The sequence below is a fragment of the uncultured Slackia sp. genome, from assembly GCF_934630525.1.
Taxonomy (GTDB): domain Bacteria; phylum Actinomycetota; class Coriobacteriia; order Coriobacteriales; family Eggerthellaceae; genus Slackia.
Genome location: NZ_CAKTVX010000012.1, coordinates 22,858 through 45,405 on the forward strand (window position 1 = coordinate 22,858; position 22,548 = coordinate 45,405).

The window sequence follows — 22,548 nt, forward strand, 5'->3', positions numbered from 1 at the left end:
CCGTCAAGTCGTAAACGGCAACGCGACGCAACCCCGAACAGATTGCGTCGCGTTTTCAGCACTGATGTCTATCGGGTCGCGTGCAACCGGCCTATAAAGCGAAATCTCCTTCGAGAATCCTGCTGTATATCGCAGCAGCGAGATATCGATACTCATGAAGCTGATAGGCCTTGTTGGTCAAGCTGTTGGCGAACAAAACGGCATTCCAACCCTCGAACGTGCAATCGATGGCCTGCAGCGAGCCTTTGTATTTTTCAACGTGGTCAGCAGTCATGAATCCCTCAACGAACGGATTGTTCGTTATGGACAAGAGTCTTGCAGCGGCATCTGGCGCCTTTGTCATCATGGCTCCGCCATGTCCATAGAACCGAGAGTCACCACGCTTGGCGTACGCTACGGTCACGATGCTGTCGCTTTCGAACTTCACATTGGCCAAGGCATCGAAATCCCCCGATTTCGTCGGCTTATCGCCGTCGTCAAGAGAGCAATCAACCTCAAGCCCCGCATCCCTAATCGAGGAAACGGCGACGGAGCCATAACCAACATACGGCTTACCTTGGGCAACTTTTGCCGCCTCATCCTCGGACAACGCCCCATTGCCCACGATGATATCGGCCTCATCTGCGGACGCGGCAAGCGCAAACCCCATCTGCTTCTCAAGGGCGAATCGATCCCATGCGAGCGCGGTATTGAGCAGATTCCTGTAATTCTTGACCCCGTATTCCCTACCTGTCTCGTCTGAGTCGTATTCGGGAAGCGCACCAGGCACGTAGACTTTCACCCCCGACTTGATTATCTTTGCCGGAGGGACCGCATCCGTCTTGGTCACCTCTATGACGAAGCGATCGGCAACATCCGCAAGCGAATCTGAGGAAACAACGTAATCTCCTGCGTACTCGCCCTCAAGAATCAAGCCGACAGGCGTTCCGGCATCGAGGAGGGCATTCACCGCGAGAATCGCTTGCACCGTGGTGTTCGCAATAATGGCTGCGGAACCCTCGCCCGATACGGAGCTGGCCACTTCGGGAGACGCATCGACATCTACGAGCATATCCTCGGCGAATGCCCCAGGTGTATTGACGGATACCGCATCGAAATCATGGAAATCGGGGAAGTTGGTCACAGGCTCGGAATACAGTCCCGTCCAGTCATCGATGGTCAAATTCGAATAAAGAGCCACATGGGCCATGTTCCTCTTTGCCTGATGCATGTCGACCACTATCGACCCCGCTTTAAATGACAACGAATCGCGATATTCGTTCGCCTCGAGCGAGACATCCTGGGTCAAAGACTTCACTGCCACATCGTTGCGTAGCAGGTACTCCACGATATCAGCGGCGGCAGCTCTGTTTCTCTGAGATTCGCCGTCGATTGGAATCACGTAGTATTCTGGGAAGAAGTTTCCGTTTTCCTCCCTGCGAGGACGGAATGTCGAAGCATTGCCCCCCAGCTCATCCGCCTGCGAGACATAGTACGGCCGTAACGTGTCCGCGTCTATATTCTCTATACCGCGGCGATAGCGTTCGAGCTGATTAACGAACATCCTATCTTTATTCTCGGGTCGCGAGATGAAGTCTGCATTCCCTACGAATCCGAACAGAACCGCCTCGACAGAATCCTGCGAACCAAAAGGAACTTCAATGGTGAATGCATTGGCGCCGTGCAGCATCGCATACTGAGGGGTGTAGCTCGACGTCATGTCATCGAAGGGAGACACCCAATTTGTCGAACCGTCCTCGAGAATCTTCAAGTAATCCCTCATCGGCATCTGCGCGGAATTGATGGACACGTTATTTGCGATTGACGCCGAAATGAATGCCTCTCCCTGGCTAACTGCGGTATCAATAAACAGGTCGTATTCATTATTCGGATCATGCGGAGGAGTACAGGGTTCGACTTGATACTGAGTGTAGAAGCCATGGATTTCATGGAGCGAAATCGGATTCCAGGATGCGATGAATTTCGTCATCGCCTGGGTTTCGGGCTGGGTTTGATATGTGTTGTCGCGATTTAGATCGAAGCCGTTTCCATTTGTTCGGGTGTTGTACGTACGTCCATCGGGGTTTTCGACGGGTACAAGCAGGAAGAACACTTGATCAAGAATTTGAGCGGGATCGAACGTCCGTTTTTCGACCTCGTAGTAACGGCCGAATTCGTCTTCCGCCATATCGACGGTCATATGGTATAGGTCAAAGGGATCGAGAGAGAACTCTGCCTCTTCTGCGCCTGGATACGTTGGATTTTTCACACCTTCGCCTCGGATGTACCCTACGCCGCTGACCTGATCGGCTACCAGAAGAGACCAATCCGTCGAATCCCTGTTCATCTCGGCAGAAAGTGTATCCACCCCTTCCTTCGTCAGAGCTCCGATGTAGTTGTATTCAACGGGCTGATTCGCAGCAAGAAGACGGAGAAACTCCATTACGCCGTCGCTTCCCGGCGTTTCATCAGAATGGATATTGCTGTACATGATGGGCACCTTGTACGAAAGCGACCCAGTATTGACCTCTTCTTGTACTTTCGCGGGCTCCGATTTCATACGGTCGGAAAGTGAGCGGTAGTTTTCGACGTCAGACTGCTCCTTGGCAATAATCACAGCATAGATATCGCGCCCGTCGGCAGATTGGCCAATAGTCTGAAGTTCAGCATACAGTCCGTTTTCGTTCGCCTCCTGGACAAGTCCAGGTAACTCTTCGGCGATTTCGGCAAATGTGGCATAGGAATCATACGGACGCACTGGCACTTCAACGGACGCTATTTCATTTTCGCCGTCGATACATTTCAGGGTATAAACGCCAGTCCAATCGAGAATCGAATCCCGAACGAGCTTCCTGTCTCTGTTGTCAATCCCGTCATATCCAAACAACAAGTTGTTGGAAAAAACCAAGACGACAGAGGTCACTCCGTCAACTTCTTCGACGGTTGTAGAGACACCGGAGAAGAAATCCGTTTCGGGCTGAATCTTGGTGGCCACAGTTTTCCACTGGCCAAGCGGTCCTCCCAGCCATTGATGAGGAAAGAGTTCCACATCCTGCTGCCCCGCTTCGCGCACCAACTCCCAAGCAATAGACTCGCCATCTATTTTTTCTTGAATCTCCTCCTTGCTTCCCCCTATAGGAACGACCATCTTGAATGTTCTCGCCTCAGTAAAGGAAATCGCGTTAGGCCTGAGTCGACGCTCGACGCCTTCAGTGATGTTCTCGAAGGTCACTGCGCCATCCCCGGCACTAGTCGAGCATGAACTCAGAACACCCAGCGTGGTACCGGATATCGCTGCCATAGCGCCAATGGCAGCGGACCCCTTGATAAACGTACGACGCGTAAAGCCGTGGCCTACGACCATATCGCCCTTGCGCTCCTCCAGAATGAAACTCTTGCGCTCGTCCATAATGAACCCCTTCTTTGCGCTTTCCCTTTCCTCTGCGGCTTCGCGAAAGCTCTGTTGGCGATTCCGCCTTTCGAACGCTACGGGCATAAGTTAAACAAATCAATCGGGCTTTTTGCCGCAAGTCATATCATGCGCGATGCTCGATACCGATTTAGATGCTGTAGTGCAAAATACCCGATAGGGCCTGAGCTGGCTTTATTCAAATGAACGCCATATGTCGACCGCCTTGCACCCCTACGCGAAAGAAAATCAAAACCACCCTTCAAAAAGGTGCTTTGCTCTTAGGGTGCAACCCTAGGGATCCGGGCCAGGGGCTCAAGCCCCCGGCCCGAACTTCGTTCAGGCCCGACTGCATTTGACCCGTGGCAGCCGGTCGAACCGGCGTGCCGGGCGCGGCACTTCCTCTTGAACGGATTGGCCACACTGTCCTGGACAGATGTTTTTCATAAGGGTTTTCTTTCTGAAGGGGCTGCGTTGGAAATCCTGGACCAAGTGTTCAGTTTTAAGCTACCACTGACAGCCCGCCGCGCAGATTGGATAATCTGACGTTCTCGGCGAAGCGCGTGGCGAAGGAGAGCGCGTGCGAGGCCGCAATTGCCGCCGTCCCGGCTCTGATCTTTTCCGTCAGAACATAGCCCAGCAAGCGGATTGATTAGTCTGCGACGGCGCATCACATTATTTAGTTCGCATGGAAACAGTTAAAAACAAGTACCTAAAAGTGCAGTTCTACAGGTTGGGCTCCGATGTATATGCCCTATTTTCTGGAACCTCAAGGCTTTTGTTGCTTTCCCGCCGCACCTGGAAATTGCCGCGTGAGCATGTATTATGAATAGTCGCAAAATACAACGAAGAGAAGGATGCGTTCATGCAGATTTTCGTGACCAAAGACTATCAGGAAATGAGCGAAGCCGCCGCCGACATGATTGTCGACCTGGTCGAGGAAAAGCCTGGCTGCGTGCTGGGCCTGGCCACCGGCTCCACGCCTGAGGGCCTCTACGCCGAAATCGCCAAGCGCCACGAAGCCGAGGGCATCGACTTCTCGCGCGTTGCAACGTTCAACCTGGACGAATACCGCGGCCTGCCTGCCGACCACGAGCAGAGCTACCACTACTTCATGCAGAAGCACCTGTTCAGCAAGATCAACGTGCGCCCCGAGAACACGCATGTGCCCAATGGCGCCAACCCCGACGCTCAGGCCGCATGCGATGCCTACGAGGCTTCCATCCTGCTCGCTGGCGGCGTTGACCTGCAGCTTCTGGGCCTGGGCCACAACGGCCACATCGGCTTCAACGAGCCTGCACCTGAATTCCCGAAGGAAACCCACTGCGTCGACCTCACGGAATCCACCATCAACGCGAACAGCCGCCTGTTCGATTCTGCCGACGAAGTGCCCCGCCAGGCATACACCATGGGCATTGGCACCATCATGGCCGCCAAGCAGGTGCTCGTCGTGGTGAGCGGCGAAGACAAGGCGCAAATCGTGCGCGATGCTTTCTTCGGCCCCGTGACCCCCGAGGTTCCCGCGTCCATTCTGCAGTTCCACCCCAATGCGGTGGCCATCGTGGACGAGGCAGCGTTCTCGCTGTGCGGCGACCTTGCCGATGACGGCTGCGGTTGCGGCGATCCCGATTGCGATTGCGATCACGACCACGAACATGGCGAAGGCTGCGGCTGCCACGAATAGTGAAACCGAGGAAGCGGCCCCTGCGGCCGCTTCTTTTTTGGGCTAGGTGTGCGGGGCTGGCCCTCGCGCAACGTTTCGTCAAAGCGTTGACGCTGCGCGCGTGTCGCGGTTTCGGCTTCGCGGTTCGCGGCGTGCATTTCACCTGGCCCAGAATTGAATCGAGGCAGAGTTTTTCTCCGCCTATAACGAAAGGAAGCGCGACATGCTGAAAATTGCTGGTGCGAAAGTTTTTAAGAACGGCGAATTCGTTGAAGGCGATATCTTCATCGAGGGCGACCGCATTGTTGCGACCGGCGACGAGGCGGGCGAGGTCATCGACGCCAAGGGGCTGCGCGCCATTCCTGGCTTGGTCGACGTGCATTCCCATGGCGCGGTGGGACACGATTTCTGCGACGGCACGCATGAGTCGATTGACGCCATCACGCGCTATGAGGCCAGCCGCGGCGTAACCGCGTGGTGTGGCACGACCATGACGTTCCCCGAAGAAAAGCTCGCGGGCATTATGGAATGCGCCGCCGAGCATACCGACGCCCCCGATGCTGCCGCGCTGGTGGGCATCAATATGGAAGGCCCGTTCATCAGCCCCGAAAAGGTGGGCGCCCAAAACCCCGCCTATGTGCAGCAGTGCGATGCGGCGATGTTCCGTCGCTTGCAGAATACGTCGGGCGGCAAAATCAAGCTTGTCGATATCGCCCCCGAGGAGCCCGGCGCGCTTGAATTCATCGACGAAATGCACGATGACGTGCGCATTTCCGTTGCCCATACGTGCGCGAACTACGATCAGGCGGCCGAGGCGTTCCTTCGCGGCGCCAAGCATGTGACGCATTTGTATAACGCCATGCCAGGGCTGCATCATCGTAAGCCAGGCGTAATTCCCGCGGCGCTTGAGGCTGGCGCGACCCCCGAGATCATCGCCGATGGCGTGCATATTCACCCTGCTATGGTGCGCCTTGCGTTCTCGATGTTTGGCGCTGATCGCATGATTCTGATCAGCGATTCCATGGAAGCCACCGGCATGCCCGATGGCGAATATAGCCTGGGCGGGCAGGCCGTGACGAAGAACGGTTCGCATGCCACGCTGCACGATGGCACGCTGGCCGGCAGCTCGACCGACCTGATGGGCTGTATGAAAGTTGCCGCTACCGAAATGGGCTTGCCGCTCGAGGTGGCTGTGCGCGGCGCGACGGAAAATCCTGCGCGCGCAATCGGCGTGTTTGACGAGCGCGGCAGCCTCGACGCGGGCAAGATTGCCGACGTGGTGCTGCTCGATGCCGACCTGAATGTTGCGGGCGTCATTCTGCGCGGCAAACGCATTCGCTAACTTGTTCAAAAACGGCCTCGAATGTGGCAACAATTCATGTCTGCGCGCGCTTCTGCCGTCGCGTAGAGTAGTGTGGCCTGGGGTTTTCTGCAACGAATTGCTTAGCCTCGATTTGCGCGAGGTGAAAATGCCACATTCGAGCACCTTTTTGAACAGATTTGGCAAGCGGCGTGCCCCTCGCTAAGTTTTCGCTTCACTTTCGCTTTCGTCCCCTTGCCTTGTTTCGCCCTCGTTAAATTTCCACCCCGCCTCGTCCCACTACGCTTCCGCCCTCGCCCCGCGCTGCGCTTTCGCGCGCCCGCCCCGCTTCGTGCTCCTTCATGCGTGGTTTTGGCTTGCCGTTTTCCACACGTGTACATGTTCGCGCTATACTCGCAGATAGATGGCACTTTAGAAAGAGGCACTCATGAAATACGAAGAGCTCAAAGATGAAATCAAGGCTGCGATGAAGGCGCACGACAATGTGCGTCGCGATATTCTGCGCCAGGTGCACGGCGAGATCAAGAACATCGAGGTCAACGAGCGCCGCGAGGTGACCGATGCCGACGTCGACGCCATGCTCAAGCGCGTCATTAAACAGACGAGCGAAACGCTCGAGGGCTCTATTAAGGCCGCGAACAACGATGAGCGCACGGCCATGCTGAAGGAGCAGGTCGAGATTCTTGAGGGCTATCTGCCCAAGCAGCTCGCGGGCGACGAGCTCGTGGCGCTTGTCGAGAAGACCATTGCCGAACTTGGCGCCACCACCAAGCGCGAAATGGGCAAGGTCATGGGCGCGCTTACCGCTGCCACCGGCGGAAACTTCGACAAGGCTCAGGCCGCCAAGGAAGTTGGCAGCCGCCTGTCGTAGTTGGCGCTCAGCACGATTGAACAGAGTTTTAGCTACCGAGAAGCGCGGTTTTCGAATCGCGCTTCTTTGATAACGAAGCAACGCGGAAGAGCCTTGCGCCCCAGAGTTGTTCGTGCGCTCTTTTTGAGGTGCGACGGGAGCGCTCAATGCGGCGTATAATCGCACAAGCTTTCTGCAAACCATCTTTTGAAGGAACTGCATTTATGGCAACCGAAAAACCCGACTTCATTCCCGTTCTCATCGGCGGCGATATGAATTGCTACAGCGTCGCGCGCGCCATCCATGAGGAGTATGGCGTGAAGAGCTACGCGTTTGGTCGCTTCCCCGCGGGCGACACCATGCATAGCCGCATCGTGGAGTGCTTCTACGACGAGCATATGGACAAGCCCGAAGTGGTGTTGGCGAAGGTGGAGGAATTTGCCGCGCAGCACCCCGACAAAACGCACTTGGTGTGGGGCTGTGCTGACGTATATGCGCAGGTCATTTCTGAAATTCAGAACGATTTGCCCGAAAATTGCGTCACGCTCTACATTCAGCCCGACCTGCGCGACAAGCTCGAAAGCAAGCTGAGCTTCTACGAGATGTGCGACAAATACGGCATTCCGTACCCCAAAACGTTTGTGGTGCGTCCCAGCGAGTGGGAACAGGGCGTGGCCGAGGCCGACCTTACCGAGGAGAAAATCGGTTTCAAATACCCCATCATTGTGAAGCCGTCCATGAGCTCCACGTATTGGGAGCACCCGTTTGACCACATGAAGAAGGTGTACACCGCGCAAGACCCCGCCGAAGCGGCGCACATTCTGGGTCTTATTTTCGGTGCGGGCTATCCCGACGAAGTGCTGCTGCAAGACATGGTTGTCGGCGAAGATTGCAACATGAACGTGCTCACCGCGTACTGCGACCGCAACTGCAAGGTGAAGCTTATCTGCTTCGGCCGCGAGGGCCTCGAGGAGCACACGCCCACCGCACTTGGCAATCCGTGCGCCATTATCACGCAGCCCAACCCCGAGCTGCAGCAGCTCATTAAGAATTTCCTTGAGGAGATTCATTTCACGGGCTTCGCGAACTTCGACATTAAGCGCGACGATCGCGACGGCTCGTACAAGGTGTTCGAGGTGAACCTGCGCCAAGGCCGCACGAACTACCATGTGACCGCCGCCGGCCACAACCTCGCAAAGTTCGTCGTTGAAGATCGCGTGTATAAGCGCGACCTGGGTGAATGCGTTGAAAACACCAACGAGGTGTTCTGGCATTCCGTGCCGCGCAAGGTCGTTTACGATTACGTGAAAGACCCCGAGTTCGTCGAACGCGCGAAGAAGCTTGTGGCTGCTGGCAAGGAATCAATGACGTTCGATTACCCGTATGACCTGCGCTTCAATCCTATGCGTTGGGCTTGGGCGAAGATTCACGTGTTCCGTTACTTCGACAAGTTCAAAAACCCCGAGAACTATCGTTAAGTGAAAGTTGAAAGGCCAGCTTGTGCTGGCCTTTTGCATGCGCGGACATGCGAGGCGGGTCGCGGCACTCGGGCTTTCTGTGCGCTTGCTCCGACTTGAGCGCTTGTGGTTTTGGCAGTTGCCGATCCTGGTCGTTTCCGCGATCGCGCCGGAGCCAGTTGCTTCTGCGGTTGCCAATGCGGTCGTTTCCGCGATCACGCGGCGTCGGTTTCTTCCGTACGCGCGAAAACGGCGGCGGCATTAGGCGTTTTGACGAAGATTCGCGCGAAGGTGCGCAAGCGCGGTAGAATTCTGGTTTCAGCGATTTATCGGCTTTAATGCCGTGCCATACAAACGAAAGGTGCCCTATGTGCGGATTCGTCGGATTTACCGGTGATGTCGAAAACAAGGAGCAAGTGCTCACGAGTATGATGGACCGCATCGTCCACCGCGGTCCCGACATGGGCGATACGTTCTTCGCGCCGGGCGTGGCGCTGGGCTTCCGCCGCTTGTCGATTCTCGACCTTACGCCGGCGGGCTCCCAGCCCATGAGCAACGAAGACGGCAGCGTCGTCATCGTGTTCAACGGCGAAATCTACAACTTCATGGAGCTTCGCGGCGAGCTCGAGGCGAAGGGCTACACCTTCCATTGCGGCGCCGACACCGAGTCGCTTCTGCATGGCTATGAGGAGTGGGGCGAGGAAATCGTCGACAAGCTGCGCGGCATGTACGCGTTCGTTATCTGGGATAAGAAGAAGAATCGCCTGTTCGGTGCACGCGATATTTTCGGTATCAAGCCGTTTTATTACTCCGAGGCCGAAGATGGCAGCGGCCTGATGTTCGGCAGCGAGATCAAGAGCTTCCTCGCGCATCCGAAGTTCCATAAGGCCGTGAACCACAATGCGCTGCGCCCTTACCTTACGCTGCAGTTCTCCGCGACCGACGAAACGTTCTTCGAGGGTGTGTACAAGCTGCCGGCCGCGCATTGCTTCACGTACGACCTGGCCACCCATACGATGGATGTGCGCCGTTATTGGGATTGCGATTTCTCGGAAATCGACAAGCCGTTCGAGGAATACGTCGATGAGCTCGACGAAGTGGTGCATGAAAGCGTGAGCGCGCACCGCATCGCCGACGTGAAAGTGGGCAGCTTCCTTTCGGGCGGCGTCGATTCGAGCTACATCGCCGCATGCCTCATGCCCGACAAAACGTTCTCGGTCGGTTTCGATTACAACAAGTTCAACGAAACCAATTACGCCAAGGAGCTTTCCGACAAGCTGGGCATCGAGAACTATCGCAAGATGATTTCCGCGGATGAATTCTTCGAGGCCCTGCCCGAGATTCAATACCACATGGACGAGCCGCAGTCGAATCTGTCCAGCGTGCCGCTGTGGTTCTTGGCGCAAATGGCTGCCGAGCAGGTCACGGTTGTGCTTTCGGGCGAAGGCGCCGACGAGATTTTCGGCGGCTACGCGTGGTACGAGGACAACCCGTCGGTTGCGAAATACAAGCGCATGGTGCCGTTCGGCGTGCGCCGCGCGCTGGGCAAGGCTGCGAAGCACATGCCGTATTTCAAGGGCCACAACTTCCTTATGAAGGGTGCCGAAATGGCCGAGGAATACTTCGTTGGCCAGGCGCTCGTGTGGCCCGAGCGCGAAGTCTCGAGCGTGCTGCGTCCCGAATACGACAAGGGTGAAGGCGCTTTCGAGCTGGCCGCGCCCATCTATGCGCGCGTTTCCGATAAGAGCGAGCTCATTCGCAAGCAGTACCTCGACATGAACATGTGGCTGCCGGGCGACATTCTGCTCAAGGCCGATAAGATGTGCATGGCGCACTCGCTTGAGCTGCGCGTTCCGTTCCTTGATCGCCGCGTGATGGAATTCGCCGAGCATATTCCCGATCGCTATCGCGTGAACGAAAACGGCAACAAGCTCGTATTGCGCCACGCCGCGAACAAGAGTCTGCCCGACGAGTGGGCGACGCGCCCGAAGGTCGGCTTCCCCGTGCCCATGATTTATTGGCTGCGCGAAGAGAAGTGGTACAACTGGGTGAAGGAATACTTCACGGCGCCATGGGCGAGCGAGTTCTTCGACTGCGACGTGCTTATGGGCCTGCTCGATGAGCACTACGAGGGCAAGGCGCAGAACCAGCGCAAGATCTATACGCCACTCGTGTTCCTTATTTGGTACAAGCGCTACTTCATTGACGAATAGCGAACGAAAGAAAGCCGCTCCAGGGCGGCTTTCTTGTTTGCGGTTGGTTTCGTATTTTCGATGCGCTCGCTGCGTTAGGCGCCCAGAATTTCGTGGGCAATGGCTGAGTCGCTCTTGATGGGCTCGAAGTTGTCGCCGCGATGCTGCAGCTCTTCTTCGCCCTTGGCGAGAAATGCGATAACCGTGGGCTTGCCGCTTTCGTGGGCGACTTCCACGGCGCGCTTGAAGGCTTCTTCGCGGTCGTAGATGATCTCATGCGCAACGCCTTCAGGGGTGTTGCTGGCCAGCTCGGCGCAAATGTCTTCCACGCGATCGTGCACGGGGTCTTCTTCGGCGTAAATGAGCAGGTCGGCATAGGCGCCGGCGGTTTGCGGCAGCACCTCGCGGCGCTCGTACGCCTTGCCGCCCGGAGCGCCGAAAATGGCAATGATCTGCTGGCCAGGGTATTCCTTCTTCAGCGACTTGAACAGCGTCTCGAAAGAGAGCTTGTTGTGCGCGTAGTCGACGATGGCGGTGATGGGTTCGTTCGGCGAAGCGATGATTTCCATGCGGCCAGGCACGCGTACGTGCGAAAGCCCCTGTTCAATCGCGTTCCAGCCGATGCCCAAAAGGCGCGCGCATGCGATGGTGCACAGCGCGTTTTCTGCATTGAACAGGCCTGCGATGCTCAACTTCACCGTGTGGGCGCTGGTCGAAGCGTCGGCTTCGCCTGCCGCTGTGGCGAGTTTGGCGCTTTCTTTGATGTTGAACTCGATGCCGCCTTTGACCGTGTGCGCGTTGCTGGCGACCAGGTCGGCGCTGTCGCAGTCGACGCCGACGGTGAACAGCTGCGGGGCGGCTTTCGCGGCGGCCATGACCTCGTCGGTATGTTCGGTGCCAAGGTTTACGACGGCGCATTCGCATTGGTCGAAAATGCGGAGCTTGCTTTCGAAATAATCCTCGAACGTGGGGTGCTCGGCGGGCGAAATATGGTCGCGGCCGATGTTGAGGAAGCAGGCGATGTTCAGAGTGAGCCCCAGCACGCGGTCGTATTTGAGCGCCTGGCTGGAAACTTCCATGACCATATGGGCGCGGCCGGAAGCCACGGTATTGGAAAGGTGGCGCCACAAATCGGGCGATTCAGGCGTGGTGTTGCAGCTCTCGAATTCCTCGATGCCGTCGTCGGTTTCGATGGAGCCTAGAATCGAAGTGCTCACCTGGGCGGCGTCCATAATGGCATGCAGCATGTACGAAGTCGTGGTTTTGCCTTTGGTGCCCGTGATGCCCACGATATTCAGCGCGCCGCTCGGGTCGCTATAGGCGACCTTCGATGCAGCGGCCATGGCGCGGCGCACGTCGGCGGCCACGATTGCGGGGGTGCCAGCGGCCGCGGCGGCCAAATCGGCGGGCGCGGTTAGCTTGCCCTGCTCGTCGAGTTCGCCCTGGCACAGATAGGCTGCGGCGCCGCTTGCGATGGCGCTTTCAAGAAAAGCCGGCTTGAATCCAGCGCCTTTGCAGATGAATAAGCACCTCGCGGCGGCTTTGCGCGAATCGATCGCGACGCCGCGAATTTCGGTGGACGCATCGCCCGCAATTTCGCAGTCGGTACCATTGGCGCGAATCGCTTCGGCGATGGCTTGAAGTGAGACAAGGGGCGTGCCGCCAAAATCATTGGTCTGGGGCAGGGTGGTGCTCATGATGACTCCTTGTTTTCGGTGGTGCAGCCGCGGGCGGCTCTCAGCGCGTGGCGGCTGCGGTTTTCGGGCGCTCTTTCGGCTCCGGTTTCTCGCGTGGTGAATATTCCAGCATTGTAGTCTTCTTTTCCAGGTGGGCTTGCGCCGCGCTCCCGTATTCACGCTCAAGCCAAAACCGCGACTCGCTCAACGCTACGAGCATTTAACGGGTTTCGAGGTTTACAATGGCCTGGTTTGAAGAATCGCCGATTCATTTTCGCGATACGGCATGCATAGAAAGACCCACTCATATGAACGCTTCCGAAAACACGTACGCTTATCCGAACGGAATCGCCGGCCCTGCTCCCGAGCCTGCGCCAGGCGACGATGCGGCCGATTCCCGCTTGCGTCGAATTATGGGCGACGACGGCATGAATCGCCTGGCGAACGCGACGGTCATGGTGCTGGGATTGGGCGGCGTGGGCTCGAGCTGCGTCGAGGCGCTCGTGCGCGGCGGCGTGGGCCGTTTGGTGCTCATCGATCGCGATGTGGTGTCGCCGAGCAATGTGAATCGCCAGGTCATCGCATTCCAGAGCACGATGGGTCGTCGGAAAATCGACGTGATGCGCGAAATGTGCCTAGATATCAACCCCAATGCGCGCGTCATTACCAAGCATTCGTTCGTGCTCGCTGAGACCTTCGACGATCTGTATGCCGAGTGTCTCGAAGAGTGCGACGGTCGCATCGATTTCGTGCTCGATTGCATCGATACCATCTCGACGAAGATTTTCGTTGCGGAATTCGCGCAAAAGCACGGCCTGCGCTTGATAAGCGCCATGGGTGCCGGAAACAAGCTGCAACCTGAGTGCTTGCGCGCGACTGATTTGTACGAAACCGTGAACGATCCCATTTCGCGCATCATGCGCAAGGAATGCCGCAAGCGCGGTATCAAGCATCTGCGCGTTGTGTATTCCTGCGAACAGCCCGTGCCAGTGCCGGTGCGTGAGGGTGCTCCCCGCAGCGAGCGATCGAACTTGGGCACGGCATCGTACATGCCGCCCATGATGGGCCAAATGATCGCGGCCGAAACGCTTCGCGCTATCGCGCACGTGGGGGAATTCGCCGACTAGCTGGGGATACGGGCCTTCCTCGAAAATCTTTCGCGCCGGTGCGCATGGGCCGTTTGCGCCCTTTGCCCTTTGGGTGGTATAACTTCATTGAGAACAGCGCTGGGCAGCGCGTGCATAAAAAGGGGAGACGCTATGACGGGCTTTGATTTGTATGACATGCATTGTCACCTGGCTTTTTCCCCCGATACTCGAGCAGCGGCAATCGCGATGCGCCAAGAGGGAATAGGCGGCATGTGCGCTACGGTGACTCCTGATGAATATCATTTGGCGTCACTGGCTTTGGCCGATGAGCTCAATCGAAATTCCAACTTCAAACTTGGCGTAGGCCTGCATCCGTGGTGGCTTTCCGATGGCTCGTGCGGCGCCGATGCGGTTGACAAGCTCGTTGCCTACGCTGCTGAAACGCGTTTCGTTGGCGAGATTGGCCTCGATTTCGCGCCCCGTCGCGCCGAAAGCGCTCAGCTGCAGCGCACGGTGTTCGCGCGCATCGCGGCGGCTTCGAAGGGCAAGGTACTCTCGGTGCATGCCGTGAAAAGCGTGGGTGTGGCGCTCGACCTTATGGAAAGCGTGGAGCTCGTGGCGCCGGGGGTGCCGCAGGGCCCTCAAAACCCGCAGGGCACCGCGGTAGTCTTCCACTGGTTCTCTGGTTCGGGCGTCGAGCTTACGCGTGCCATCGAATGCGGCTGCTATTTCTCCATCAACCCCCGCATGCTTTCGACCAAGCGCGGTCGCGCGTATGTGCAGCAAATTCCCGAAGAGAGGCTGCTGCTCGAAAGCGATCTGCCGCCTGCTGCGGGCGCGGAGTTCAACGCCCGCGAAGTGCGCGCGGTCTTGGAAGCGTCCCTTGAGCATATGGCCGAGTTGCGCGGACGCCACTTCGATGTGCTGAAGGAAAAGGTGGCAGCGAACAGCCGCGCCCTTATTGAAGGTTCGCCAAACGTGTAACGATAGTGCCACCGACGTAAAATCACCGCCGCTTTCCGCGGTGCTTTCAATATACTCACTATGAGGGAATATTTGAGAAATCGTGCCGCGTGAGGGGTCGCTATGGCATTCGTCGAATTTAAAGATGTGCGCAAGATTTATACCATGGGCGAAGTGCAGGTGGCTGCCGTCGATGGCATGTCTTTCGAAATAGAGCAAGGTGAACTCGTGGTGGTTGTCGGCCCCTCCGGTTCGGGCAAAACAACCCTGCTCAACATGATGGGCGGCATGGATTCGTGCACATCGGGTTCAATTACGCTCGATGGCGCGCGCGTCGACCAATTCGACGAAAAGCAGCTCACCGATTACCGCCGTTACGACATCGGCTTCGTTTTCCAGTTCTATAACCTGGTGCAAAACCTTACCGCGCTCGAAAACGTGGAGCTCGCGAGTCAGATTTGCCGCGATCCGCTTCAGCCTGCCGACGTGCTGGCCCAGGTGGGGCTCGCGCATCGCATGGACAACTTCCCCGCGCAGCTCTCGGGCGGCGAGCAGCAGCGTGTGGCTATCGCTCGCGCCATCGCGAAAAACCCGAAGCTTTTGCTGTGCGACGAGCCCACGGGCGCGCTCGATTACAAAACGGGCAAGGCTATTCTGAAACTGCTGCAAGATACGTGCCGCGAGACGGGCCGCACGGTAGTGCTCATTACACATAATTCCGCGTTCTGCGCTATTGCCGACCGCGTGATTCATGTGAAAGAAGGAAAAGTCGAGCGCACGGAACTCAATGCCCACCCGCAAGCCGCCGAGACGGTTGAGTGGTAAGTATGGCAAGCGCATTCGGAAAAGACCTACGGCGTTCTATCACCCATTCATGGGGCCGTTTTTTGGCGATTGCGATTATCGCGGCGCTGGGTGCTGGCTTTTATGCCGGCCTGCGCATGACGGGCCCCGACATGCGCCTTGCGGGTGATGAATATTACGACGGCACGAGCTTGGCTGACGTGCGCGTGGTATCGACGATTGGTTTCGATGAGGAGCAAATCGACGCGCTGCGCGATGTGGAAGGCGTTTCGGCCGTTATGCCCGCCCGCGAAGCCGACGCCATTTCGGAATTGGATGGCGTGCAATACACGCTGTGCTTCCAGTCGCTTGATGTTGACGCGGCCCAGGCGAGCACGTGCGACGATGGCTTCACGGTGCAGTCGAACGACGATTCGTATTTGAACAGGCCTGTTTTGAAGAGCGGCACCTGGCCCACGAAAAGCGACGAGTGCCTGCTTTCTTCCGACACGGTGTGGCAGACCGATGTGCATATCGGCGACAAGGTGCGCCTCATCGAGGGCACGCAAGACTTGGACGACAGCTTCGCCGTGCGCGAGTTCACGGTGGTCGGTTTCGTGAATTCGTCGTATTACACCTGCTCGACCAACGTGGGCTCGACGTCGCTTGGAAGTGGGCGCCTCACGAGTTTCGTGTTCGTTCCCGATTCGGCCTTCACCGACGATTACCCCATTACCGAAGCATTCGTTGCGGTCGATGGCGCGCGCGATTTGTTGTGGGCAAGCGATGCTTACCAGGCGAAAGTCGACGAAGTGGCCAATCGCATCGACGCGATGGCCGACGATTTGAAGGCGTCGCGCATCGAGGGTCTGCAGGCCGACGCCCAGGCCACGCTCGATGAGAAGCGTGCGGAATACGAGCAGAAGAAGGCCGACGCGCTCGCACAGCTCGACGATGGCCAGGCGACGCTCGACGACTCTAAGGCGCAGCTCGATTCTGCGGCCGCCGAGCTTGAATCGGCGAAGGCAACCATTGCCCAAAGCGAATCGCAGCTGGCGAGCGGCCGCGCCCAGTATGAGTCGGGCGCAGCGGAGCTCGCCGACCAGCGTTCGCAAGCGCAGGCGGCGCTGGCTCAGGCGCAAGCGGCGATTGACGAGGGCTGGGCGCAGTACCACACCGCTCTGCAGACGCGCGAAATGCTGAACAGTAAGCTCGCCGAGGCGCAGAAGGGCCTCGGCCAGGTAAACGATGGCCTTACGCAGGTTGCGGCTGGCATTGACCAGGCGCAGCAGGCGGTTGATGGGCTGCCGTTGGCGATTGCGGGCGTGCAGGCGCAAATCGATGCGCTGAATCCGGCCGACCCTGCTTACGAGGAAACGAAAGCGCAGCTCGAGGCGCAAAAGGCAGCTCTTGAGCAGCAGTTTGCTCAAGCTCAGGCGGCTTTGCCTCAGCTCCAGCAGCAGCAAGCGCAGCTTGGATCCCAGAAAACTGAAATTGAAGCGGGCATCGCTCAGCTTCAGGCGGGCATCGCTCAAATCGATACGGAAACCGCGGGCGTGCCTGAGCAGCTTGCGGCGGGCGAGCAGGAGCTTGCTGCCCAGAAGGCTGCGGCCAGCCAGGGCTTCGCGAGTGGCCAGGCTTCGCTTGACGCCGCCGCGGCGCAGCTTGCCCAAGGCCAGGCGCAGCTCGATGAGGGCCGCGCTCAGCTCGAAAGCGGCCAGGCTGAATACGCCGATGGCTTGTCGCAGTGGGAAAGCGGCGCGGCCGAGCTTGCCGATAAGCGCGCCCAGGCCGAAGCCGAATTCGCCGATGCCGAAGCGCAGCTCGCCGACGCCCAGGCCGAGGTGGACGACATCGCCACCATGGATGCTGACATGTATGCGCTCGATTTGAAGAAGAACATCGGCGCTGAAAGCTTCCGTTCCGACGCGGGTCGCATCGATCAAATTGCCCAGGTGTTCCCGCTGTTGTTCTTCCTCGTAGCTGCCTTGGTTTCTCTCACGACTATGACGCGCATGGTCGATGAGGAGCGCGTGCTTATTGGCACGTTTAAGGCGCTGGGCTATTCCAACGGCCGCATCGCTTCGAAGTATTTGGTGTATGCCATGGTCGCCAGCGGCGTGGGCTCAATCGTGGGCATTGCGCTGCTGTCACAATTCCTGCCGTGGTTCATCATGAACGCGTACGCGATTATTTATGTTGTGCCGTGCAGGCCTACGCCCATCGACCCCGCGCTGTTCTTGCTGGCAGCGGGCCTTTCTGTGGGCATCACGGTTGCGGCAACGCTGTTCGCTGCGATGGCCACCCTGCGCGAAAAGCCGGCGGCCCTTATGCTGCCGCGCGCGCCGAAGGCCGGCAAGCGCATTCTGCTCGAACGCATTCGTCCGCTGTGGAGCCGCATGTCGTTCAGCTGGAAGGTCACCGCGCGCAACCTCTTCCGCTATAAGCGTCGTTTCTTCATGGCGATTATCGGCATTGCGGGCTGCACGGGGCTTTTGCTCACTGGTCTTGGCTTGCAAAACGCCATCAACGACATCATCGACAAGCAGTATGGCGAGCTGTACCACTACAACGCCATCGTGCGCATGGATTCCGATGTTGCCGATGCTGAAAAGAATGCCGTGGCCGAACGTGTCGAGGCCGACTCCGAAGGCCCGAAGGCATGGGTGCTTACCGAGAACAGAATCGTGCGTATCCCGGGCGCGTCGGATGAAATCGACCAACGTGTCGAGCTGAACGTGCCGCAAGACACGCAGGAATTCGGCAACTTCAACACGCTGCGCACGCGCGTGGGCCATGAGTCCCTCGCGATTGACGATGAAGGCGTGCTCATAAGCGAGAAACTCGCGACAAAGCTGGGCGTTTCGGTGGGCGATTCCATCGCGATCTATGACGAGGATGCCATCGGCAACGCGACGGGCGAAGGTCGCGAGGTGCGCGTGTCGGGCATTATGGAGAACTATGTGGCGCAATACGTGCTCATGTCGCCCGCGCTGTATGAATCCACCATGGGTGAAGCGCCTTCGTATGCGACGCTGCTTGCGAACGTTGCCGAGGGCGATGACGTGCGCGAAGCGTTCAGCGACGACGTGCTTGCGATGGACGGCGTGAAAACCGTGACGTACAACGACGAAACCATCAACAGCTATCGCAGCATGTTGAAGAGCGTCGATTCGGTTGTGGTGGTGCTCGTGGTTGCCGCGGCTCTGCTCGCGTTCGTGGTGCTGTACAACCTCACGAACATCAACATCACCGAGCGTGTGCGCGAGATTGCCACGCTGAAGGTGCTTGGCTTCACGCCGCATGAAGTGAATGCGTATATCTATCGAGAAACCATGCTGCTTTCGCTGATCGGCGCATTTGTTGGTTTGTTCCTTGGCATTGCGATGGAGGGCTTTGTCGTAATCACGGCCGAGGTCGATCAGGTGATGTTCGGCCGCGAAATTCATGCTTTGAGCTTCGTTATTGCGTTTGCGCTCACCATGCTGTTCTCGGTTATCGTGACCTTGGCGATGAAGTTCAAGCTCAAGAAGATCGATATGGTCGAAAGCTTGAAGAGTGTCGACTAGCGGGCGCGCATGGCACGTGGCCAAGCGATATGCCTATTGACTTTGAATAGTGGCGGGCCTGCAGAACGATGCAGGCCCGCTTTTTTCTGCACGAAGCCGCAGGGCCCGTGCAATCGCGGCTTTTCCGAGCGACGCGTCTCGCTGCGGTTTATTTGCCCGATTCCGCTTGCGACTGCGATGATGCGCTCGATTCCGACCCCGTTGACCCTGAGTTTGCGGCATTGCCGTTTGAACTCGTTGAGCCAGAGTTGTTTGCGTTGTTGGAATTCGAATTCGTGCTATCGCTGGAAGTTTGGCCAGAGCCCGAGCTGCTTGAGGATGAGCCGTTGTTGCCGCTTGCGGAGCTCGAGCTTTCCGATCCCGAATTCATGGTGCTGGAGTTTCCGCCCGACTCGGTTGTAGACGAGGAGCCGGAAGCGTTCTGCGTCGAATTCTGTTGGGCGGACTGAGAGGGGCTGTTCTTCTCGCTCTTGTTCTGAACCGTTGTGTCGGCATTCTTGTCCCCATTGGGCTTTTCGGCGTTTCCGCTGGTTGCTGCGCTGTTTTCGTTCGCAAGCTGGCTCGTTACGATTTCGCCGGTGAACGGGGCTACTTTAGTGCCGATGCCTTCGCCGCCGGTAAACATAAGCACGAGGCCCGCGAACAGCAGGATTGCTGCAAGGGACGAGGCGACTGAAACCGCGAGCACGCGGCGCTGCATGGTCTTTTGCTTTTGGGCTTCGATTTCAACAACGCCCGTTGCGTGGCTCGCATTTCCCGTATGGCCAGCTGCGCTATTGATGCGCGGCGTATTCGACTGGGCGCCTTGAACGGCTTGGCTGTCGCGTATGTCGCGCGCATCGGCTCCAACGATGTGGCCTGCGGAAAGAACGGTCGTTTCGGCGGAATTGGCCGATGGCGCCGCTGCTCCGCTGAATGCGCGCGTCGCTGCGCCCACCGAAGGCAGTGTGGTGGTTTCGGCGCCTTCGAACGGCGCGCGTGAAATGGGCATAACGGTGGTTTGCGCGTGCGCAAAGTTTTGGGTTGCGCCTTGGATTGCGCTTTGGGCTGCGCCCTGGGTAGCGACGGCGCTGACCGTCGCGTTTTCTTCCGCATTGTCGTTCGAAGCCAGGCCACGAAGCTTTTCGGCTGACCCTGCCAGGAATTTCTTGTAAAGCTGCGATGAAACGGTCGACACGACCGAGCCTACGGCGACGCCGATGACCGAGCCGGCAATGCCGATTTGCGCAGAAAGCAGCATCGAAGTCACAGCCGCCAACGCACCAGCGGTGACCTGCGAAACCGAAAGCCCTTCAAAAAGGCCCTTGATCCCGGTTGGTTGGGGTGTTTCGGCTTCGGCCTTGGGCGAGATAACGACGGTTTTCGCCGCCGAATCGGCGCGCTGGCTGCGGTTTTCTTGACTGTATGCGCGTCTGTCCACGGTTGCCTCCTATCAAATAAAAGCAAGCGTTCGATTAGCTTGCGGCAAATGCGTTTGGTACGAGTCGAACATATCGCGCGTTCGCGCAATGGGAAGAATCTGAATCGAAACGTTACCTCGGCGCCACGGAACCGCGACAAACATAAGAGATGGGTTTTTGTAGGGATGGTTTTTTCGGGCATGGGTTTCTTGGGGGAGTTGGCTTTCTCGGGCGTGGGCGTTTGCGGGGATGGGGTTTTCGAGCGCGAGCTTTCGCGGCGACGGGCTTTTGGCGCCGACGGGTGCTTGCGGTGATGGGGAAGAGGAACGAAGCACGAGAGGTGAGAGGAGGGAGGTGAGAGGAGGGAGGTGAGAAGTGCAGAAGGTCCGTTCATATGCAAGCAATACGAGTCTGCTACGATTGATCGTGACAGGCAATTGCGAAAAGGGGCTCCAATGACCGAGAAGAAACCGCTGGTCGCGGCAGATGCGACGCTTGAGCAAATTCGAGATCAATTCAAGAACGATCGATACGCCACTGAATCGCTCGGCGCGGTAATTGAAGAGGCACGTGAGGGCTATGCGCGCGTGTCGATGGAGATTGGCCCGCAGCACCGCAATGCTATGGGCGCGGTAATGGGCGGCGTGTACTTCACGCTGGGAGACTATTCATTTGCCGTTGCTTCGAATGTGGGCCAGCCGCCTACGGTTTCGGTAAATAACTCGATCGATTACCTTACGGCCGCCAAGGGCGATTGCCTTGTGGCGGAATGCCATATGGAAAAGGCAGGTCGCGCCATGTGTTTCGCGCGTATCGATGTGTGCGACGGAGAAGGAAGATTGTGCGCCCGCATGAACGTGACGGGTGCGCGCGTGTAGCTTCTCGATTTTCGATTCCTGGCTGAGCGCGGTTTGAGGCTCACCCAGGCCTCAACGAGGGTATTGCTCGCCGAGCTTTAGTTGCCATTGGAAGAAATGGTTTGAATCGTGCGGTCACACCGCTGGCGCCGGCTAGCCTCCTGGACTTGATGGAGTACTGCCCGCCGCCCTCGGAGCGGGGTTGGGCCAAGACCGTCGGTGCTCACTTCTGCTCTTCATTTCAAAGTGAAACACCGCCAAGCGGGCGCATAGTGAGCGAAGCGATCGGTAGCCCGCTGTGGTCCTGGCGCAACCCCGCTCAGGGGCCGACGGGACGACGGTAGCGAGCAAGGTTCGCAGAGCGCCTTGGTGCCCCGCGAACCCGGCCTGGCTGCGCGATCGACTTGTTAGCCGCGCTTGATCTTCGCGGCGATGCGGTCGGCGACGGACATATTTTCACGGCGGTCGCCGCCCCAGAACGAAATCGACACCATGCCGGGCCCAACGTGGCTGCCGATGGTGGCACCAATATTGTGCTGTACCACGGTGATGCTCTCGTCTTGTTTGGCCAAAAGATCCCGCAGCGCTTCGGCGTCTTTCGGGCAGTCGGCGTTGCCGATGAGCACGACGGGCGAACCACCTTGCGTGTCATGCTCTTTTGCGAAGAAATCGGCCATTTGCTTCAGGCCCTTCTTGCGCCCACGCGCGGCGCCCGTGAGTGCCAAGTGCCCCGACGTATCGAAGGTGAGCAGGGGTTTCACATTGAGTGCCGAGCCTGCTGCGGCAACCGATGCGGGAATGCGTCCGCCGCGGTGCAGCGCATCAAGGTCGTCAACCATGAAAGCGGTTTGCACGAAGTAGCGCGCCTGTTCGGCCCACTCGACCAGCTCTTCTGCAGAAAGCCCCGAATCGCGCTGGCGCAACGCCTCAAGAACGAGCAAGCCCTCGGGCGTAGAGCCGATCATAAGGTCGACCAAATAGAGCGGCGCATCGTGGAATTCCTCTTTCACCTGGGCAAGCAGTGCCGCCGCAGTGGAGTAGTTCGACGAAAGGCCGCTCGAGAAACATAGGTATACCGTGGGAATGCCGCTTTCGGCAGCGCGGCGCCATGCCGCTTCGATTGCCGCCGGCGAAGCCTGCGAGGTGCTCGGCGTTTCTCCATTGCGAATCTTCTCGTAGAACTCGTGCGGCGTGATGGATTGATAGAAATCGTCCTCGTGGTCGCCATCGCTCATGACGTAATTGAAATTCAGCGTATCGACGCCTTCGATTTGCAGCATGCTCAGCGGCAAATCGCAGCATGAATCGATGATCAAATTGCATTGCGCGGCCATGGAATCC

Annotated in this window: 14 protein-coding genes; 10 read left to right on the forward strand and 4 right to left on the reverse strand. The window is 58.0% G+C overall.

The features are described 5' to 3' along the window. Positions 1-91: 91 nt before the first annotated feature. On the reverse strand, positions 92-3,388 hold the full coding sequence (locus Q0D41_RS08835) for a twin-arginine translocation signal domain-containing protein (protein ID WP_294378091.1): 3,297 nt from the start codon (positions 3,386-3,388) through the stop codon (positions 92-94). 865 nt (positions 3,389-4,253) lie between these two features. Here Q0D41_RS08835 and nagB point away from each other — a divergent pair. From nagB to asnB, 5 genes are all read left to right on the forward strand, one after another. Continuing rightward, on the forward strand, positions 4,254-5,072 hold the full coding sequence (nagB, locus tag Q0D41_RS08840) for a glucosamine-6-phosphate deaminase (protein ID WP_294378094.1): 819 nt from the start codon (positions 4,254-4,256) through the stop codon (positions 5,070-5,072). A 202-nt stretch (positions 5,073-5,274) separates the two neighbouring features. After that, the gene (gene nagA / locus Q0D41_RS08845) at positions 5,275-6,393 is read left to right on the forward strand and encodes an N-acetylglucosamine-6-phosphate deacetylase (protein WP_294378097.1); all 1,119 of its coding nucleotides are present in this window, start codon (positions 5,275-5,277) and stop codon (positions 6,391-6,393) included. 406 nt (positions 6,394-6,799) lie between these two features. Further along, positions 6,800-7,243 (forward strand): GatB/YqeY domain-containing protein, encoded by a 444-nt coding sequence (locus Q0D41_RS08850; protein ID WP_294378100.1) that lies wholly within the window; start codon positions 6,800-6,802, stop codon positions 7,241-7,243. Between the two features lie 203 nt (positions 7,244-7,446). Next, positions 7,447-8,700 carry an ATP-grasp domain-containing protein gene (locus Q0D41_RS08855; protein ID WP_294378103.1) on the forward strand — a complete coding sequence of 418 codons (1,254 nt, stop codon included), beginning with the start codon at positions 7,447-7,449 and terminating at the stop codon, positions 8,698-8,700. Positions 8,701-9,047: 347 nt separating this feature from the next. Continuing rightward, positions 9,048-10,892 carry an asparagine synthase (glutamine-hydrolyzing) gene (asnB, locus tag Q0D41_RS08860; protein ID WP_287538010.1) on the forward strand — a complete coding sequence of 615 codons (1,845 nt, stop codon included), beginning with the start codon at positions 9,048-9,050 and terminating at the stop codon, positions 10,890-10,892. Between the two features lie 74 nt (positions 10,893-10,966). Here asnB and Q0D41_RS08865 read toward each other — a convergent pair whose 3' ends face one another. Continuing rightward, positions 10,967-12,568: a Mur ligase family protein gene (locus tag Q0D41_RS08865; RefSeq protein ID WP_294378110.1), complete on the reverse strand. Its 1,602-nt coding sequence runs from the start codon at positions 12,566-12,568 to the stop codon at positions 10,967-10,969. A 287-nt stretch (positions 12,569-12,855) separates the two neighbouring features. Between Q0D41_RS08865 and Q0D41_RS08870 the strand changes: the two genes are divergently transcribed. The 4 genes from Q0D41_RS08870 to Q0D41_RS08885 all read left to right on the forward strand — a co-directional run bounded on the left by Q0D41_RS08870 (position 12,856) and on the right by Q0D41_RS08885 (position 18,950). Beyond that, positions 12,856-13,674, forward strand: coding sequence for a ThiF family adenylyltransferase (locus tag Q0D41_RS08870; RefSeq protein ID WP_367113834.1), 819 nt, complete (start codon positions 12,856-12,858; stop codon positions 13,672-13,674). Positions 13,675-13,806: 132 nt separating this feature from the next. Further along, positions 13,807-14,619: a TatD family hydrolase gene (locus Q0D41_RS08875; RefSeq protein WP_294378113.1), complete on the forward strand. Its 813-nt coding sequence runs from the start codon at positions 13,807-13,809 to the stop codon at positions 14,617-14,619. A gap of 102 nt (positions 14,620-14,721) precedes the next feature. After that, the gene (locus Q0D41_RS08880; RefSeq protein ID WP_294378115.1) at positions 14,722-15,423 is read left to right on the forward strand and encodes an ABC transporter ATP-binding protein; all 702 of its coding nucleotides are present in this window, start codon (positions 14,722-14,724) and stop codon (positions 15,421-15,423) included. Between the two features lie 2 nt (positions 15,424-15,425). After that, positions 15,426-18,950 (forward strand): FtsX-like permease family protein, encoded by a 3,525-nt coding sequence (locus Q0D41_RS08885; protein WP_294378117.1) that lies wholly within the window; start codon positions 15,426-15,428, stop codon positions 18,948-18,950. A 148-nt stretch (positions 18,951-19,098) separates the two neighbouring features. Here Q0D41_RS08885 and Q0D41_RS08890 read toward each other — a convergent pair whose 3' ends face one another. Beyond that, positions 19,099-20,370: a hypothetical protein gene (locus Q0D41_RS08890; RefSeq protein WP_294378120.1), complete on the reverse strand. Its 1,272-nt coding sequence runs from the start codon at positions 20,368-20,370 to the stop codon at positions 19,099-19,101. Between the two features lie 435 nt (positions 20,371-20,805). Between Q0D41_RS08890 and Q0D41_RS08895 the strand changes: the two genes are divergently transcribed. Further along, on the forward strand, positions 20,806-21,228 hold the full coding sequence (locus Q0D41_RS08895) for a PaaI family thioesterase (protein WP_294378126.1): 423 nt from the start codon (positions 20,806-20,808) through the stop codon (positions 21,226-21,228). A gap of 386 nt (positions 21,229-21,614) precedes the next feature. Here Q0D41_RS08895 and Q0D41_RS08900 read toward each other — a convergent pair whose 3' ends face one another. After that, positions 21,615-22,541, reverse strand: coding sequence for a DegV family protein (locus Q0D41_RS08900; protein ID WP_294378131.1), 927 nt, complete (start codon positions 22,539-22,541; stop codon positions 21,615-21,617). Positions 22,542-22,548 lie beyond the last annotated feature (7 nt).